Here is a 16,688-nt window from a genome sequence, read left to right as displayed (position 1 = left end):
AGGAGCAAGAAGATGGAAAACGACATAGCCTCACGCGTGAGCAGCGCGGATTTTGCTTATTATAATGGGGGAGAATCGCCGCATAAAACCGAAAGCTCTGTGCTGATCAGTTCATCCCCTTATCTCAACCATCCGCAATTGCGGGGCCTGATCGCGCAGGAAATGCTGCGCAGGAACGGGGCCGAACTCCCCAACACCGCCTATATTCCCGATGTGGTGAAGATATTGATGGAGCTGGAAAACTGGCCCCGCATATTCCAGCTCTTCGAGGAAGAGAAAGCGCGCTTGCCGGAGTTCAAGGCCTGGCTGGAAGGACGGAAGATATCGCTTTTCAAGAAGGACGAATTGGAAGGCGCCAAGCCGGGGACCCTTCGTGCCGTGATCTATGACTTTGTGGTCAACAGCGGCTATAATATGGATCATTTTTTCCAGGGTATGGAAATCAAGACTGATTTTGATTTTTATATGAAGGAACGGACCCATACCCATGACATCGAACATATGATCACGGGCTTTGAAACCAATCATGCCGGGGAAATTGCGTTGCTCGCCGCGAACATGCGGGCAATCTATCAATATTTCGTCCCTGAACTGGCGTCCTTCTTCAACCGGGTGAGTTCCTATCTGCGCGCCAAGACCATGATGAAGAGTGGCCTTTTCTATCCCGAGGCGGTGAAGATCGAACTGGATGCGGAAGATATCGGGGCTGCCCAGGGCCGGAACTGGAAATACCCGTTATTCATCGTGCCCTATCGCGACTATCTCGACTGGCAGGTGACGGATATTCGGGAGGAACTGGGCATCACCAATCCGCCTAAGCCGGGCGAATGGGCCTGGACCAATTCGGTTAGCGAAGATCCGCGCCCCAGCCACGCCATGGCGGCTGAGTGAAAATGAAGGCATCCCGGCGCTGGTTGGCAGTGCCGGGATGGTTCCTCAATATTGCGTGGACAGATGGATGAGGGCGACGGGATTGCTGCGAGTCGCAGCGATCCTGGCCTCGCCCATGGTGCACATGTCAGCGCCGTGAAGACGACGTCCATCCCGCCTTCGACGGCTGTGGCCACGGCAGCATCCAGATCATCAATGGTGAAGGCCCAGCAACGGGCTCCTATCCTCGGCGCAACAGGGGCATGGCGCCATATTCGTCACATGGATCAGCTCGATCTGAACATCGTCCTGATAGGATAGCCCGACATCCATTGTCACTTGCGTTGGTGCGCTGCGATACTGGCCTTCCAAGGTGACGCTGCGAAACAGGGGCCAGGGGCCAACGCCGGAATGGGCGATCCATCGGCCGATGCTGGCGTCCAGATCCTCCACTAGAAAACCGATTTGATCGATCGCACCGAATTTGGCCAGTCGTATGTTTGCCCCACAAGTGAAGGGAAGGGCGGATTGATCCGCCCTTCCCGTTTCCTTTATTCCGCAGCCTCAAGCGCAGTCACGTCGTTCGCTGCTGCAGTCGGTACGAGATATTCGCCCGGACGCGCGCCAGTATAGGTGCTCCCGTCAAATGTCTTGACGCCGTTCACCAAAGTCAGCCGCATAGGCGCGGGCGGCCGGGTGAAGCGCCAGGTGGTGCCGCCATCGCCATCGGGGACGTCGAAGCGCTTTTCCATGTTGCGATAGGCAACTTCCTCCAGGTCGAACACCGCAATGTCCGCCCGGCGGCCGACCTTGATCTCTCCGGTGTCATGCAGGCCGAAGAAGTTGGCGAGCTTCCCGGTCTTGACATGGATCGCCTGTTCCAGCGTCAAGCGCCCTTCCTTCACATATTGTGTGAAGAGCAGGATGTTCTCGCCACCGCCGCACAGCATTTGCAAATGCGCCCCGGCGTCGGAGATATTGCCGACGGTCTTGGGATCGAGCATCAAGTCAACGGTCAGTTCCTCATCCTTGGGGAAGGGGGCCATGTGCACGGTCGATTTGGTGCCGTTCTCCAATATCCACTGCGCCATCGCATCCGAGCGATGCAGGCCGCGCGCGTCCGCAAATTCCTTCAGCGTACCGCCAATTGGCCCCACGCCATTTTCGCTGTCGAGCAGGAAAAGGTCCTGTGGATTGTTCATCGGTGAATGCGGCCAGGCCTTGTTGTCCCAGCTTTCCCGCGCCCGTGCCCGCCAGTCCGGATCGGCCAACAGTCGCGCCTTTTCTTCATGCGTTTCGGCCAGCACCACTTCATGCCAGACATAATCATTGGACTGGGCGAAGATCAGCGACTTGACGAGGCTCAATGTGCTGGTCGGCGATACATGGGCATAGCCCGGCCAGATGTCGACGCCTTCCGCCTTCAACCGCGCCATCGTCTCCTGCAGCTTCGGCAGAATATCCTTCTGGAAGTGCAGCGTCGGGATGCCGCCCGCGACCTGGATGCGAATGGGGCGCCCCTTCAGCAGACGGCCCAGCCGATCCAGGCTTTCCGGTCCGGTCTTGCGCATGAAGGTGTCGATGATGACCTGATAGGTGGTGCCCGGATAGCGCTCCATCACCGCGAACAGCGCTTCGAACTCGGCATCGTCGGCCAGCAGGGTCGGGATAGCGCGGTCGTCGCCGTCATGGTCGTGCAGATTGTCCGACATGCCCAGCGCGCCCGCCGCCAGCGCATCGTCCAGCAGTTCAGCCATGCGCGCGATTTCCGGCGCGGTGGCGGCGCGATCCCATGCCTCCACGCCCATGGCGGCGAGCCGCAGCGCGATATGGCCGACAAAGGCGGAATAATTGGCGGGCAGGCTGATGTTGCGGGCCATGCTCGCCTTATACTCCGACCATTTTTCCCAGTCCCAGGGAACATTCTGAAGGAAGGGTTTCAGCGGAATATCCTCGAAGAAGGAGAAGATCTTGATCATCTCCAACTGCGCTGCCTTTTCCTTCGACAGCGGCGCTGCGGAAAAGCCGCAATTGCCCAGGATCACCGTGGTCGCGCCATTGCCGGGCAGGGGGTCCAGATCCGGCTGCCACCACATGGTCGCGTCATAATGGGTATGACTCTCGATGAAGCCGGGCGTCACATAGCAGCCGGCGGCGTCTACCACTTCCTCGCCGGGGGCGGGGGTCAGGCTTGCGCCAATCTCCGCGATGCGGCCACCTGCGATGCGCACGTCGGCGGCATAGCTCTTGGCGCCCGTACCGTCGATCACCGTGCCGCCACGGATCAGCATATCGGTCATGTTTCTCTCCTCTTGGGGTTACTGTTCCCTCGATGCTCGAAGTCTGCATCTGTCCCGCAGGAATCCCGGCGGTCGTGCTTGGAGGAAGGCTACTCTTCGGGCGCAGGAGGAGCGATGGCGAACTTCGGGATGGGATCGATAGATGATCCTTTATTTCCGCCTTGAATGATCCCGATGGCGCGGTTCTACGGCCTCCGCAGGAGCAGCGGCGCAAAGAAAAAGCGCGCGCCATCCCTAAAGATGGCGCGCGCCGGAAAAAGGATATGTCAGAGCGAGTTTACAGCTTCAGACGGAAATCCACGCCATAGGTCGCAGGCTCGCCATAGGTATTCCCGGCATAGCCGATCGCACCGAAGTCGATCCCGTAGAGCCGATATTTCTTGTCGAAAATATTCTTGCCCCACAGCGCCAGTTCCGCCTTGGCACCGTTGAGGTCGATATTGGTCAGCGAGATGCGCCCGTTGACCAGCGAGCGCGGTCCGCTGGCGATCTCGTCATTATAGGGCGTTCCCACGGTGGTCGGGTGGAAATAGATCTTGCCGCGATAGTCATAATCGGCACGAGCTGACAAATGTCCGATCGACAGGTCCGCAATGTCCCACTGTGCATAGGCACTGATCGTGGTGGTCGCACCAATCATGAAGCGGGCGCTGTCCTTCACATCGACATATTGTTCGGTGACGGGATCAAGGATCAGGAACTGCTTATATTTGCGGTTGGTATAGCCGACATTGCCGCCCAGCGTGATCGCGTCCACCGGCTTTGCCGTGACTTCCGCCTCAACTCCCCAATAGCGCGCCTTGCCTGCATTGACGGTGATGCTGGATGCGCCGGCGGTGCCGGCCTGGAACTGCTGCAATTGCACGTCCGAATGGCTGGCGTAGAAGCCCGTCAGGTTGACACGCAGGCGCCTGTCGAGCCAGTCCGACTTGATCCCTGCCTCATAGGAGGTCAGCGATTCCGGGTTGAAACCGGAATTGCTCGAACGGGCGTTGAAGCCGCCGGCCTTGTATCCCGATGCGGTACGGGCATAGACCAGCATAGAGGGGGTCGCCTGCCAGTTGAGGCTGAAGGCATAGTTGACCCGCTGGAAGCTGGCGCTCAGGTCACGCACGAAGGGCGAGCGCTGGACCAAATGCTTGTCGTCATGGGTGTAGCGGATGCCACCCGTGGCGCTCAGCGTGTCGGTCAGCTTGTAAGTACCCTGTACGAAGCCTGCCAACGACTTGTTGTAATGGTCATAATCGAGCAGCGTCGACAGGGGGACACCGAAACTGTTCAGCGTGACCTGCGGCGTCAACGGGATGGGTGCAGGGGAAGGCAGGATCAATAGGAAGTTCTGTTCATTATATTCCCGCGAATGCTCGCGGAAATAATATCCACCTACAACATATTCAAATCGGTCACCGACATTGCCAAGAATGTTGATTTCTTCCGAAAATTGATTCTGGCGGCGACGGTTCGTGGTCGAGAACAGATCGATCGGCGTCACACCCAGCGGATTGAAGGTATAGGGAGGTGCCAGCACTGCCGGGCTAACGGTGAAGCCGACCAGACCTGAGTTCCCGTCCAGATCATCGCCTGTATTGCGGTTGGTCCAGCGCCGCAATCCGGTCAGCGAGCGCAGCGTCACGCCGCCCAGGTCCAGTTCCGCCGTGAGGGTGTGGCCGATCACGCGGTCGGTCATCTTGCCCTGGTTGAGCGCGATGCTGTCCAGCCGGTTGGCCGAATAGACCGGCGCGCTGCCGCCCAGAGCCGGCGATGCCTGGAGATAGTCCAGAACATCGGGACGGACGACCGTCAGCTGGAAGGCGGGAGCATAGCTTTCCCGCTTCGAAAAATCGAAGCCATAGTCGAGCTTCAGCGCACCCGTCTTGAAGCTCACGGCGCCGCGGAAGGCGTCGAGCACATAGGCGCCCGGATCGCGCGTGTCCGGCGCATTTACGTCATCGACATAGCCGTTGCGCTGCTTGTGGAGATAGGTGAAGCGGGCTTTCAGGCCGCTGTCCGCGATATTGCCGGTGTCGAGCGAGGTTTTCAGGCTGTAATAGCCGTAATTACCGGCCGATCCGTCGACGCTGGCGTGGAAGTCATCGGCCGGCTTGGCAGTGATCAGGTTGACCGCGCCGCCGATGGTGTTGCGGCCATAGAGCGTGCCCTGCGGCCCGCGCAGCACTTCGATCCGCTCCAGGTCCAGAATGTCGAAGGCGCTGCCCGCCGCACGGCCCAGGATGATGCCATCGACATAGAGGCCGACCGGGCTGTCGGAGGTGAGAACCGGGTCGATATCGCCGATCCCGCGGATGAACAGCTGCATGTTGGTGGAGGATGCGGGCGAGGTGGTGACCGACACGCTTGGCGCCACGGCGGTCAAGTCGGCCGCGGATGAAATGCCCTTGCTGCGGATCATTTCTTCATTCAGCGCGGTGACGGCGATCGGCGTGGATTGCAGGTTTTCAGCACGCTTCTGCGCCGTGACGACGATGTCGGCGAGGCCGCCCTGATTGCCGGTATCGGTGGCCGCGTCCTGCGCCAGCGCGGATTGCGCGGAAAAGATCAGGGCGACCCCGCCCAGCAGATGATAACGCATGCTTTTCAAGTCCAGATCCTTCTTGTTCCCTGATGCGGCATGTCCATTTGCCGCATTATTTATGGGCAGTACTTTCGGGCATATTCCGAGCACTGACCCGGATGCCGTAGTAAAAGACGAAATAGAGTGATCGATCTGATGAAATCAGATTCTTAAGCTGCCCTAAGCCATCGCGCTGCCAAATTGCGCCGCGATTTCCTTCACTGCGGCAGCAATGTCATTGCGGCGATAACCCAGCAGGGCCGTTTCGGCGGCATCGGGTTCATAACGAATCCAGTTGCCGCGCCCCTGCGGGATCGCCACGTCAGGGAGCAGCGGTTGTTCCGCGTCGCGCTCCTCCAATTGCACGTCCCGACCCGCTGCGTTGAAGAACAGCTGGAAATAATCCCGGAACGAAAGATTTTCATCACCCACCAGATAGGCCTTGCCCGGTGCGCCCCGCAACAGCGCGCCGTCCAGCGCTTCCGACAGCGATTGATAGGACATGAAATTGGTGCCGCCCGCCGGTGCATAGGCTTCGATGGGGATCAACCCCTCGGCCCATTGCATATAGGGCTGGAAGATCGCGCTGGGCAGGCCCGGCACGGTGCCTACCATGAAGGGGGCATTGACGCTGATTACGTCGAAACCGGGGCGTCCCTGCGCCCGCGCACCTTCGCACGCGGCGAGGCGCGAACGGATATAGGCATTGCCCGCCAACAGTTCCGGCGCGGCCTGCGGGTAGAAACTGCCCAACTGGATCGCGCGCTTCACCCCCGCCTCACGACAGGCGGCGAAGAGGGCGGGCACAGCCTCATGATTGGCCTTCAGGAGAAAGGCATTGAAATCGCTGTTCTGCGGCACATGGCGCGGATCATTGCCCGCCGCGAAAATCACCCAATCGAAACCCTTCAGGCGGTCAGCGGTAAAATCGCCAGCGACATAATCGCCCTGCACAAATGGCATCTTCGCCATGGGCGTCGCCGGATTGGGTGCGTTACGGCCCGCAATGCTGACTTCATGGCCCTGGGCCGCCATATGGATCGCCGCATGGCCGCCCAAAGCGCCCGTGCCGCCGATGACCAGCAGTTTCATGCCTCAATTTCCTTTCCTAGACGGACGGCGGCGATGCGGTCTTTGCCATGCATCGCCTCGACCATCGGGGTGAGATCGGGGCTCCGGCGCAAATGATTGCCGCCGTCGACCGACAGGCATTCCCCCGTCATCCAGCGGCTGCCGGGTCCAGCGAGAAAACGCACGACTTCGGCGATGTCCTCCGGCTCGCCCAGTCGCCCGAGCGGATATTCGGACAGGAACTGGTCGGTCGATCCCGGCGTCGCGAAGAGTGCGCCCGTGCTCTCAGCGCGGGTGAGGCCGGGCCGCACCGCGTTGATGCGAATACCCGCGCTGCCCAGTTCGTCCGCTGCTGCGCGCACAAGCGCCTCCACCGCACCCTTGGCGATGTGATAGGCGCCGAGATAAGGGAAGGTCAGCGGCGCGGAACTGGACGAGGTGCAGATGATCGACCCGCCCGGTTGCATCAGCGGAACGCCATGCCGGACCACGAAAAAGGCGGTCATCAGGTTGATTTCGACCGTCCGCCGCAATGCGTCGGCATCCAGCATCATCAACGGCGTGAAATCCCCGCTGCCCACTGTCGCGAACAGGATATCCAGCCGTCCGGCCCAGTCATGCGCCTGAATGAGCGCCTGTTTCACCGCAGCTTCATCGGCGCAATCGCCGGTGATGGTGAGAACTTCCGCCTCCGGGACCGCCGCCAATATCGCCGCCCGCGTTGCGGTCAGCCCTTCCTCCCGCCGCGCCATCAGCGCCAGCCGCGCACCGTCCCTGGCCATAGCGATGGCCGACGCCGTGGCAATCGCCCCGGTGGCGCCGGTGATGAAGACGGTTTGTTCTGTCAGCACGCTCATGCCACTACACCCACCTTGACGGGCCGCGTTTCGGTCCAGTCCACAATCAGCCGCCGCCGCGTGAACCGCCATAAGCCCTCTTCGCGCCGCCATTCATCCTGATAGCGGATCGCCCAGACGAGGATCGCGTCTTCACCTTTGAGCAGATGGTCGGCAGTGCAATAGGTTTCGCCCGTCGCCCGGTCTCCGTCGATGGTAACGGTTTGCTGGTGGACGCGATGCAGGGTGCCGCGAAACATAGTGCCCAGTGCGTCCAGCGAAGGCAGGCAATTTTCCCGTCCTTCGCTGGTGAAGCCGGGGCCTTCTATCACGCAATCCTCGGCCAGCACCTGTTGCCACAGCGCCTTGTCGCGCCGGTCGGCGCCGGTCGCGTAAATCTCTGCCGTCTGCCGTAACAGGCTTTGGTCGATCAGCGATTGCAAGGCATCAGGCATCGTCGGTCCTTCCAGAAATCAGAAATTTCAGACCAGTTCGGCGATTGGGGGGAAGGCCGACAGCAGCGCGGCGTCCACTGCCTGCACCTGGCCGTTGATCCCCGCCGAGCGGCGGCCGAGCAGGAACAGCGCGACCTCCGCGATCTGCTGCGCGGTGAGAGCCCCGCGATAGGCCGGATCGGCCAGACTTTCCGGGTCGTCAATCGTCTCGATCCCGCCATTGCCGGTCATCGCGGTCAGCACCATGCCGGGGCAGATGGCATTGATCCGGTTGCCCCGCGCCGCAAAGGCTGCAGCTGAGGAACGGACCAGGCCCACCAGCCCATGTTTCGACACGGAATAGGCTGCCGCCTCGGCAAAGCCGATCACGCCTGCCAGCGATGCCGTCACCACGCAGGCGCCGCCAGGCCGCAACCGCGCCCGTGCCTGCTGCACCCCCATGAAGGTGCCGCGCAGATTGACTCCGATCAGCCGGTCGAAGATGTCGAGCGTCACCTCCTCCAGCGGGACATAGGGCTGGAGAGTGCCCGCGTTCAGAAAAGCTGCGTCGATGCCGCCGAACCGGCTTTCGGCCAGGTCGAACATCGCGCGATTATCCTCTTCCCGCGCGATGTCGGCCCGGATCGCGACGGCATGGCCGCCGCGCCCCGAAATCAGTTCGACCGTGCGTTCCGCCCCGGCGAGGTCGATGTCGGCGACAACGACCTCCGCGCCCTCCATCGCCAGTCGCTGGCAAGCGGCGCGGCCGATGCCCGATCCGCCGCCCGTCACCAGCGCGACCTTGCCGGAAAACAGGCTGCTCATTCCGCCGCCGCCAGCTTCGCGCGGAAATGAGGAATGACCTTGGTGCCGATATTGCGGATCGTCTCCATGATCGCGGCATGTGGAACCGTGCCCATCTGGAAGAGGAACAGCACTTCGTCGGCGCCCGCTTCCTGCAAACGCGTCACATAGCGGATGCAGTCATCGGCATTGCCATAGGCATCCTGTGCGACCGAATAGTTGCTGACATGCTCGTCACCGACAGGGATGTGCTCTTCCGACAGATAGGCGACGATCTGCTCCTTGCCCTTCTCCAGCGCTGCTTCCTGTTCCTCGGCGCTGAGATAGTCGATGCTCGGCTTGGGGCCACCCTGATACCAGTGGGCGATCGCCTCGGCAAAGAAGCGCTGGCCGCGCAGGCCGATCCGACGGGCTTCCTCGCGGTCCTCCAGCACGCAGGCGGCGCAGAAGGCGGCGAGATGTTCGGTGGGCACAAGACCAACCTGATCCTCAGCCTTCCGGTTGCGGAAATTCTCGCGGTAGATGGCATTCTTGCGTGCGATTTCCTCCGGCCCGGAAAAGCCCAGCACCAGCGCGCCAATGCCGCGCCTGCCCGCCAGTTCCAGCGTTGCCTCGCGGGTGCAGGCATAATAAAGCGGCGGATGCGGATTCTGCAGCGGCTTGGGATGGATCGGGCGGCGCGGGATCTGGATATATTTCCCGTCATGCTCGATCTCGTCCTGCGTCATGATCTTGGGGATCAGATACATGGATTCATCGATCATCGGCTGCAGCTCGGCCAGATCATAGCCGAAAGTGCCTGCTTCCTGCTGGGTCCCGCCCTTGCCCATGCCGAAATGGACGCGCCCGCCCGAAAGGATGTCGAGCGTCGCGATGCGCTCGGCCACCTTCACCGGATGGTTCATCGCGGGCGGCAGGCAGACAACGCCATGGCCAATGCCGATGCGCTTCGTCCGGCCTGCCAGATAGGCCAGCATGGTCTCCGGCGCCGACATATGGGCATATTGGGTCAGCGCGGTATGTTCGACGCACCACACATTGTCGAAGCCAACTTCCTCGGCCAGCACCACCTGCTCGACAATCTCATTGAAGCAGCGGACTTCGGATTCCGGTGACGGATCGGCCATCTGCGCTTCATAGATGATGGAAAATTTCATCGTCTCTCCTCGCACTTTTGTCGTTGACGCCGACCTTAGCCGAGGCCCCGCGGGCCTCATCGTCCATTTGGACTAGGTGCGTGAACTAAGTACGAAAAAAAGGCATTGTAAAGGAGAGATTTTGACGGTTTGCGTATTTATATGAATATTTATGTTCGCGATTATCCTCCGAGGCTGACCCCATTGCCGCTGATCATCGGCGTGACGGTCCACTGGCCGTCCGGGGTCCGCATCCACCCCGCCGCAGCCAGCGCGCCGCCGTCAACATGGATGGTGGTGCCCGTCACCCAGGAGGCGAGCGGGCTGGCGAGATAAAGCGCGGCTCCGGCGCAATCATCCGGCCTGCCGAAACGGCCGAGCGGAATCCACTTGTCCATATGCGCCCGGTTCTGCGGGGGGATCATATAGTCCAGCGGCACCTGCGGCGTGTCGGTGGTTTCCGGCGCGACGGCATTGATGCGGATACCGGAGGGCGCCAGTTCCAGCGCCAGGCTCTGGGTGAGCCCCGTGACCGCCGCCTTCGCCGCGCCGTAGACCACGCAATTGGGAATGCCGCGAAACGCCTCGATTGATGTGATGCTGACGATGCTTGATCCCGGCGCGGCGGCCCGCAGGAGAGGCAGCATTGCGCGCGTCACGCGCATGACCTGGCCGAAATTGATTTCGACGATGGCGTCCGTTTCTTCCTCGCTCAGATCCTCAAACGGCTTGGTATGGACGAAGTGGCCGACATTGTTGACCAGCACGTCCAGCTTGCCGTCCCATGCGCGGATCTTCTCCGCCAGCGCGCGGACTTCTGCGGGCTGCGTCACGTCGCAGCGGACGACGAGCGCCTGCGGATGGGCTTCTGCAAAGGCAGTGCATTGCGCTGCGTCGATCTCGGCAATGGCGACGCGGGCGCCTGCTTCGGCAAAGGCCTTGGCGCAGGCCAGGCCAATGCCTGACCCGCCGCCAGTGACAAGCACGCTCTTATTGGTGAAATTCATGCGTCACTCTCCCATGATCGGTTGGTTTCCAACCTGATCCGTCAACGGCCCATCACCCTATCGCTGTGAGGAAATATTCCCTCCATCCACGACGATCTCAGCAGCGGTAATGTAACTCGCCTCCTCCGACAGCAGGAAACGGACCACGCGGCCGATCTCTTCAGGCTCGCCGATCCGTTCCAGCAGGATGCGCTGCTCGAAATGCCCCTTGGGCAGGGCATCGATGGCAGGCGTCATCATCGGCGTCACGATCTGTCCGGGCGAGATCGCGTTGATGCGAATGCCGTCCCGGCCCAGCCGGTCCGCCAGCGAACGCACCAACGACAGCACGCCGCCCTTCGCCGCTGTGTATATGGGGTTGATCGCATTGCCCAGCGTCGCATTGATCGACGCGGTCGCCACCATGGCGGAGCCGGGCTGACGCTTCATATCCTCCAGAAAAGCCTGCAACAGGAGGACGATGGGGCGCAGATGGACGTTCATCCCGTCGTCCCAGCTCTGCAGCGTGATGCCGTCCAGCGAGGCGGTGTCGACGATCCCCGCGCAATGAACGAGGCCACCGATGGAGGGCAAGGCTGCCCGCGTCCGCTCGGCGGCCTGGGTGATCGCCTGCGGATCACGCACATCGACGCCCATGCCGATGCAGAGCGTACCCGTTTCCGCCTGCACCGCCTTGGCGGCATCGGCAGCCCGATCCTCATGCAGATCCCAGATCGCGACGGGCCGCCCGACGCTGGCGAGTGCCCGCGCGGAGGCCAGGCCAATGCCCGATGCGCCTCCAGTGATGACGGCGCCTGTGCCGGGCAGGGCGAGGCGCGGTTTCAGATCCTGACTCAAAGCTTGCTCTCCTATGCTTGTTCTTTTCGGGCGCTCAATCCAGATCGCGCAGTGCGGTACGAAGCACCTTGCCTCCCGCATTGCGCGGCAGGGCATCAATGAAGGCGATCCGGCGGGGCACCTTGTAATTGGCCATATTCTCGCGTGCCCAGCCGATGATGGCGCGTTCGTCCGCCTGCTGGCCGGGGCGCAGCACGACATAGGCCTTTCCGATTTCGCCCATGCGCTCGTCGGGCACGCCGATCACCGCCGCCATTTCAATCGCGGGATGCGCGGCGAGCAGCTTCTCGATCTCGGCGGGATAGCAGTTGAACCCGCCTGAAATGTACATGTCCTTCTTGCGGTCGGTGATCGCCAGATAGCCGCGCGTATCAAGCGTGCCGATATCGCCGGTATGCAGCCAGCCTTCCGCGTCGATGGCCTCTGCCGTGGCCTTGGGATCGTCGAGATAGCCCTTCATCACGGAATGGCCCCGCACCCAGAATTCGCCCGCCTGTCCAACCGGCACATCGCGGCCTTCCTCGTCGACGCAGCGTACTTCCAGGCCCGGCATGGGCAGGCCGCAGCTATGCGCGACCGTTTCCGCATCGTCGCCCTGGCAGGTCATGCTGATCACGCCGCATTCGGTCATGCCATAGCCGTTGACGATGTTCGACATGCCGAGTTCCTGCCGCATCCGCTCGACCAGCGCCGGGGCAACCGGCGCTGCGCCCGTCACCGCAACACGCAGGGACGAGAAGTCGCGCGGTTTGTCCCCCGCCAATTCCTGCAACAGCGTCAGATAGATGGTCGGCGGCCCGGGGATGAAGTTGATGCGGTTCTGTTCGATCTGCCGCACCATTTCGGCGCCGTCGAACATAGCCATCGGCACGATGGTCGCGCCGCGCGTGAAGCATGTCACCCAGCCCGCCTTGTAACCGAAGGTGTGGAAGAAGGGATTGACGATCAGATAATTGTCGCCCTCATGCAGATCGACGCGCACCGACCAGTCGCCGAAAGTCTGCACCACTTGGGCGTGCGTGGCCAGCGCGCCTTTGGGCCGACCAGTCGTACCGGATGTGAAGATGATGTCGCTGATGTCGTCACCGGACAGGCGTGCATAGGCTTCATCGACCGCCGGATCATCGCTCCCCTTGCCCTGCGCCAGGAATGTGTCGAACCCGGTATCGGTGCGGATGATGCCAAGAAGGTCAGGCAAATCCTCGTCCACCAGAAGCGATGGATAGTCGGTATTCAGAAAATCCTGCGGCGCGAAAAGCAGTTTGGCACGGCCGCGGCGCAAGATGTCGGCGGCTTCCTGTCCCTTGAAACGCGTGTTCAGCGGAATGATCGCTGCGCCCACGATTTGAGCGCCCAGCGCGGCAAGAATCCAGGCGCGGCAATTGGGCGCCCAGATGCCGATGCGATCACCATGGCCGATGCCATGGTTGAGCATGGCGGATGCGCAGGCCCGTGCGTCCGCCCAGATCCGGGCGAAGGTCCAGCGCTTCTCGCCTTCGATCAGACCGACGGCATAAGGCCAGCGTTCCGCCGCCGCCTTTGCCGCCGCAGGGATGGTCTCGGGCCATGTTCCCATAGTTTCGGTCATTGGCCGCGCGGCTCCCGTGGCAGTCCGAGACCGCGCTCGGAAATGATGTTGCGTTGAATCTGGTCGGTGCCGGCATAGATGGTGTCGGACCGGCTCATCAGATACATGGTGGTCAGGCTGTCGAACCGTTCCTCATCAAGGCCGATCTCACCCTCCTGCCCCAGCACGTCCATGGCGAGTTCACCCAGCGCCTTGTGCCATTGCGACCAGTAGAGCTTGTAGGTGTAGGCGGCACCCGACAGGTTTTCGCCCTCGTCCGACAGCATGCGCAGGCCATTATAGCGCATGATCTTGAGGCCCGCATGGGCATGGGCGATCCGCTGGCGGATCAGCGTGTCGCTGGCCTTGCCGTTGGCCTTGGCGGCGGCGACGATCTCGTCCAGCTCATTGCGGAAATGCATCTGCTGGGCGAGGGTGGATACGCCGCGCTCGAAGCCCAGCAGCGCCATCGCCACCTTCCAGCCATCACCTTCCGTACCGATGCGGTCGATGGCCAGCGCCTGCGCGCCGTCGAAGAAGACCTCGGCAAATTCCGCCTCGCCGGTCATCTGGCGGATGGGACGCGGCGTGACACCCGGCTGGTCCATCGGCACCATCAGGAAGGACAGGCCCTTGTTGCCCACGCTGCCTGGCTCGGTGCGGGCGACGACGAAGCACCAGTCGGCCACCATGCCCATCGAGGTCCAGATCTTCTGTCCGTCGATGATATAAGTGTCGCCCTCTAGACGGGCCTTGGTCTTCACATTGGCAAGGTCAGAGCCCGCCCCCGGTTCCGAATAGCCCTGGCACCAGATTGCCCGGCCATGAGCGATGTCGGGCAGGAAGCGTGCCTTCTGCTCCTCCGTGCCCAGCGCCAGCAGCGTCGGACCGAGCAGCTCGACGCCCAGATGACCAAGGCGGGGAGGGGCCTTGGCCCGTGCATATTCCTCCGCGAAGATCACCTGCTGCGCAATGGAGGCGCCCCGGCCGCCCCATTGCTCCGGCCAGCCGACGACGCTCCACCGCGCCTCGCCCAGCGCGGCTTCCCAGGCACGGCGTTCCTCGACATGGTCGGTCTGGTTGGTCTGGCCGCGAACGTTCTTGAAGGGACCGCTGAGCTGGCTGTTCAGCCAGTCGGCGGCCTCTTCGCGAAAGGCCTTGAGTTCAGGGGCGAAGGCAAGCTGCATGGATCAGGCGACCTCGAACAGACCGGCCGCGCCCATGCCGCCCGCGACGCACATCGACACGACGACATATTTGACGCCGCGACGCTTGCCCTCGATCAGCGCGTGGCCGACCAGACGCGAACCCGTCATGCCGAAGGGATGGCCGATGGCAATGCCGCCGCCGTTGACATTCAGCTTTTCTGGGTCGATGCCCAGCTTCTGCTGGCAATAGACGGCTTGGCTGGCGAAGGCTTCGTTGATTTCCCACAGGCCGATATCGTCGATCTTCAGGCCCGCACGGTCGAGCAGCTTGGGGATGGCGAAGACCGGGCCGATGCCCATTTCATCCGCGCCGCAGCCCGCGACCTGGAAACCGCGATAGATGCCCAGCACCGGCAGGCCTTCCTTCTGCGCGGTGGCAAGGTCCATGACGACCTGCGCCGAGGCACCATCGGACAGCTGGCTGGCATTGCCCGCCGTCACATGCTTGCCTTCCTGGACGACCTGTCCGTTCTTGAACACGGGCTTGAGGCCGGCCAGCGCCTCGTAGGTGGTGCCGGCACGGATGCCCTCATCCTTGGCCAGCGTCACCTCTTCCTTGCCGGTCTCATTGCCTTCCTTGTCGAACAGCGCCTTGGTGACGGTGATCGGCACGATTTCGGCATCGAAGCGGCCCGCTTCCTGCGCGGCGGCGGCGCGTTGCTGCGACAGCGCGGCGAAACGGTCCTGCGCCTCGCGGCTGACGCCATAGCGTTCGGCAACGATCTCGGCCGTCTCGATCATCACCATATAGGCATAGGGATCCTGCGCCTTGATGAATTCGGAGCGGTTGCGGAAGGTCGGCGCATGCTTGTTGATGGTAAGCGAGATGCTTTCCATGCCCCCGGCGACGGCGACGTCGATCTCGTCACACATGATCCCCCGCGCGGCGAGCGCGATGGCATTGAGGCCGGAGGAGCATTTGCGGTCGAGCGTGAAACCGGCGGTCGTGATGGGCAGCACCGAACCGTGAACGGTCAAACGGCCCAGATTGTAGCTCTGCGTGTTCCAGTGATTGCCGACGCCCAGATACACATCGTCGACGCGTGCCGGATCAATGCCCGCGCGTTCGATCGCGGCATTGACGACATGAGCGGAAAGGACCGGCGCCTCGGTGTCGTTGAACGCGCCGCGATAGGCCTTACCGACGCCGGTGCGCGCGGTGGAGATGATGGCTGCTTCACGCATGGGGAAATCCTCGCTCAAAAACCTTGCATGTTGGTGGGGCCGAAATAGGCCCGCATTTCGATCACTTCATTCGCTTCGTTGAAGCGGAAGGTGTCGATGACATCGATGCGCTTGGGGCCGTTATAGTTCAGGTGAACGCTGAAGGGGAAAGCCGCATAGTCCGCCGTGATGCGCACCGGGCCTTCCAGGGCCAGTTTGGCGCCGGTCTTCATGGACTCGGCATAGAAGGCACGGATCGCGTCGCGACCCTTATGGGGCGGGCTGCCGACGGGATCCTCGACCGTCGCATCCTCCGCGAAGAGTGCGGCCACCTGATCGGGGCTGCCCGCTTCGAACGCTGCGACATAGGCGTGGACGGCAGCTTCCATCTTTGCAGAATCAGGCATGATCAATCCTCCGGGAAATAGCGGGTTATGGCTTCGACGACGCAGGCAGGCTTGTCTTCGCCCTCGATCTCGACGGTCACGCGGATGATGGCCTGGATCGCAGCGCCATTGGCGACTTCCTCGACCGACAGGATTTCGCCCACGCCGCGAATGCGCGATCCGCAGCGAACGGGATTGAGGAACCGCAGTTTGTTGGCGCCGATATTCAGGCCGCTGACAAAGCGTCGCACGTCGATCATGCTCGGCATGAACAGATTGGTGAGGCTGAGCGTCAGATAACCATGCGCGATGGTCGCGCCGAAAGGTCCGTCCTTGGCGCGTTCCGTGTCCACATGAATCCACTGATGATCGCCGGTCACATTGGCAAAGCCGTCGATCATACCCTGATCGACCGTAAGCCAGTCGCTGGGCCCCAGGACCGTGCCTTCCTTGCCGATCAGTTCGCGCGGGGATTCAAAGATGGTGGCGGTCATCG

At 62.0% G+C, this 16,688-nt stretch carries 16 protein-coding genes; 1 reads left to right on the top strand and 15 read right to left on the bottom strand.

Annotated features, from left to right (window positions below; translation table 11 throughout):
• Nucleotides 1-12 precede the first annotated feature (12 nt).
• Nucleotides 13-891 (top strand): Coq4 family protein, encoded by an 879-nt coding sequence (locus HUK73_RS26220; protein WP_176594643.1) that lies wholly within the window; start codon nt 13-15, stop codon nt 889-891.
• Nucleotides 892-1,083: 192 nt separating this feature from the next.
• On the opposite strand, the gene HUK73_RS26215 is transcribed toward HUK73_RS26220, so the two are convergent.
• The 15 genes from HUK73_RS26215 to HUK73_RS26145 all read right to left on the bottom strand — a co-directional run bounded on the left by HUK73_RS26215 (nt 1,084) and on the right by HUK73_RS26145 (nt 16,686).
• Nucleotides 1,084-1,323: a hypothetical protein gene (locus HUK73_RS26215; protein ID WP_369805621.1), complete on the bottom strand. Its 240-nt coding sequence runs from the start codon at nt 1,321-1,323 to the stop codon at nt 1,084-1,086.
• A 98-nt stretch (nt 1,324-1,421) separates the two neighbouring features.
• Nucleotides 1,422-3,170, bottom strand: coding sequence for an amidohydrolase family protein (locus HUK73_RS26210; protein ID WP_176594642.1), 1,749 nt, complete (start codon nt 3,168-3,170; stop codon nt 1,422-1,424).
• 277 nt (nt 3,171-3,447) lie between these two features.
• Nucleotides 3,448-5,760, bottom strand: coding sequence for a TonB-dependent receptor (locus HUK73_RS26205; protein ID WP_176594849.1), 2,313 nt, complete (start codon nt 5,758-5,760; stop codon nt 3,448-3,450).
• Nucleotides 5,761-5,922: 162 nt separating this feature from the next.
• Nucleotides 5,923-6,834 (bottom strand): NAD(P)-dependent oxidoreductase, encoded by a 912-nt coding sequence (locus HUK73_RS26200; RefSeq protein ID WP_176594641.1) that lies wholly within the window; start codon nt 6,832-6,834, stop codon nt 5,923-5,925.
• Entirely contained in the window at nt 6,831-7,670 is an 840-nt protein-coding gene (locus HUK73_RS26195; RefSeq protein ID WP_176594640.1) for an SDR family NAD(P)-dependent oxidoreductase, read from the bottom strand. Before HUK73_RS26195 ends, HUK73_RS26200 begins: the two co-directional genes overlap by 4 nt.
• Nucleotides 7,667-8,104, bottom strand: coding sequence for a nuclear transport factor 2 family protein (locus tag HUK73_RS26190; protein ID WP_176594639.1), 438 nt, complete (start codon nt 8,102-8,104; stop codon nt 7,667-7,669). Before HUK73_RS26190 ends, HUK73_RS26195 begins: the two co-directional genes overlap by 4 nt.
• Nucleotides 8,105-8,131: 27 nt before the next feature.
• Nucleotides 8,132-8,908, bottom strand: a complete 777-nt coding sequence (locus HUK73_RS26185; RefSeq protein WP_176594638.1) for an SDR family NAD(P)-dependent oxidoreductase — start codon at nt 8,906-8,908, stop codon at nt 8,132-8,134.
• Complete coding sequence (locus HUK73_RS26180; protein ID WP_176594637.1) at nt 8,905-10,044, bottom strand: LLM class flavin-dependent oxidoreductase; 1,140 nt, start codon at nt 10,042-10,044, stop codon at nt 8,905-8,907. Before HUK73_RS26180 ends, HUK73_RS26185 begins: the two co-directional genes overlap by 4 nt.
• Before the next feature lie 161 nt (nt 10,045-10,205).
• Nucleotides 10,206-11,030, bottom strand: a complete 825-nt coding sequence (locus tag HUK73_RS26175) for an SDR family NAD(P)-dependent oxidoreductase (protein WP_176594636.1) — start codon at nt 11,028-11,030, stop codon at nt 10,206-10,208.
• Nucleotides 11,031-11,087: 57 nt separating this feature from the next.
• Nucleotides 11,088-11,867, bottom strand: coding sequence for an SDR family NAD(P)-dependent oxidoreductase (locus tag HUK73_RS26170; protein WP_255326560.1), 780 nt, complete (start codon nt 11,865-11,867; stop codon nt 11,088-11,090).
• A 34-nt stretch (nt 11,868-11,901) separates the two neighbouring features.
• On the bottom strand, nt 11,902-13,455 hold the full coding sequence (locus HUK73_RS26165) for a FadD3 family acyl-CoA ligase (protein WP_255326559.1): 1,554 nt from the start codon (nt 13,453-13,455) through the stop codon (nt 11,902-11,904).
• Entirely contained in the window at nt 13,452-14,621 is a 1,170-nt protein-coding gene (locus HUK73_RS26160; protein WP_176594634.1) for an acyl-CoA dehydrogenase family protein, read from the bottom strand. Before HUK73_RS26160 ends, HUK73_RS26165 begins: the two co-directional genes overlap by 4 nt.
• A 3-nt stretch (nt 14,622-14,624) precedes the next feature.
• Complete coding sequence (locus HUK73_RS26155) at nt 14,625-15,827, bottom strand: acetyl-CoA C-acyltransferase (protein WP_176594633.1); 1,203 nt, start codon at nt 15,825-15,827, stop codon at nt 14,625-14,627.
• A 14-nt stretch (nt 15,828-15,841) separates the two neighbouring features.
• Nucleotides 15,842-16,213, bottom strand: a complete 372-nt coding sequence (locus HUK73_RS26150) for a steroid Delta-isomerase (protein ID WP_218036731.1) — start codon at nt 16,211-16,213, stop codon at nt 15,842-15,844.
• A gap of 2 nt (nt 16,214-16,215) precedes the next feature.
• The gene (locus tag HUK73_RS26145) at nt 16,216-16,686 is read right to left on the bottom strand and encodes a MaoC family dehydratase (RefSeq protein ID WP_176594632.1); all 471 of its coding nucleotides are present in this window, start codon (nt 16,684-16,686) and stop codon (nt 16,216-16,218) included.
• Nucleotides 16,687-16,688: the final 2 nt, after the last annotated feature.

The organism is Sphingobium sp. EM0848, assembly GCF_013375555.1.
In the GTDB taxonomy this organism is placed as follows: domain Bacteria; phylum Pseudomonadota; class Alphaproteobacteria; order Sphingomonadales; family Sphingomonadaceae; genus Sphingobium.
Note: the sequence above shows the minus strand (reverse complement) of the source record. Positions and strands in the feature narration are given on the sequence as shown.

Excerpts from the sequence above, each read along its gene's own strand:
- HUK73_RS26220 (WP_176594643.1), top strand. The coding sequence starts at position 13 with ATGGAAAACGACATAGCCTCACGCGTGAGCAGCGCGGATTTTGCTTAT.
- HUK73_RS26210 (WP_176594642.1), bottom strand. The coding sequence starts at position 3,170 with ATGACCGATATGCTGATCCGTGGCGGCACGGTGATCGACGGTACGGGC.
- HUK73_RS26205 (WP_176594849.1), bottom strand. The coding sequence starts at position 5,760 with ATGCGTTATCATCTGCTGGGCGGGGTCGCCCTGATCTTTTCCGCGCAA.
- HUK73_RS26200 (WP_176594641.1), bottom strand. The coding sequence starts at position 6,834 with ATGAAACTGCTGGTCATCGGCGGCACGGGCGCTTTGGGCGGCCATGCG.
- HUK73_RS26195 (WP_176594640.1), bottom strand. The coding sequence starts at position 7,670 with ATGAGCGTGCTGACAGAACAAACCGTCTTCATCACCGGCGCCACCGGG.
- HUK73_RS26190 (WP_176594639.1), bottom strand. The coding sequence starts at position 8,104 with ATGCCTGATGCCTTGCAATCGCTGATCGACCAAAGCCTGTTACGGCAG.
- HUK73_RS26185 (WP_176594638.1), bottom strand. The coding sequence starts at position 8,908 with ATGAGCAGCCTGTTTTCCGGCAAGGTCGCGCTGGTGACGGGCGGCGGA.
- HUK73_RS26180 (WP_176594637.1), bottom strand. The coding sequence starts at position 10,044 with ATGAAATTTTCCATCATCTATGAAGCGCAGATGGCCGATCCGTCACCG.
- HUK73_RS26175 (WP_176594636.1), bottom strand. The coding sequence starts at position 11,030 with ATGAATTTCACCAATAAGAGCGTGCTTGTCACTGGCGGCGGGTCAGGC.
- HUK73_RS26165 (WP_255326559.1), bottom strand. The coding sequence starts at position 13,455 with ATGACCGAAACTATGGGAACATGGCCCGAGACCATCCCTGCGGCGGCA.
- HUK73_RS26160 (WP_176594634.1), bottom strand. The coding sequence starts at position 14,621 with ATGCAGCTTGCCTTCGCCCCTGAACTCAAGGCCTTTCGCGAAGAGGCC.
- HUK73_RS26155 (WP_176594633.1), bottom strand. The coding sequence starts at position 15,827 with ATGCGTGAAGCAGCCATCATCTCCACCGCGCGCACCGGCGTCGGTAAG.
- HUK73_RS26150 (WP_218036731.1), bottom strand. The coding sequence starts at position 16,213 with ATGCCTGATTCTGCAAAGATGGAAGCTGCCGTCCACGCCTATGTCGCA.
- HUK73_RS26145 (WP_176594632.1), bottom strand. The coding sequence starts at position 16,686 with ATGACCGCCACCATCTTTGAATCCCCGCGCGAACTGATCGGCAAGGAA.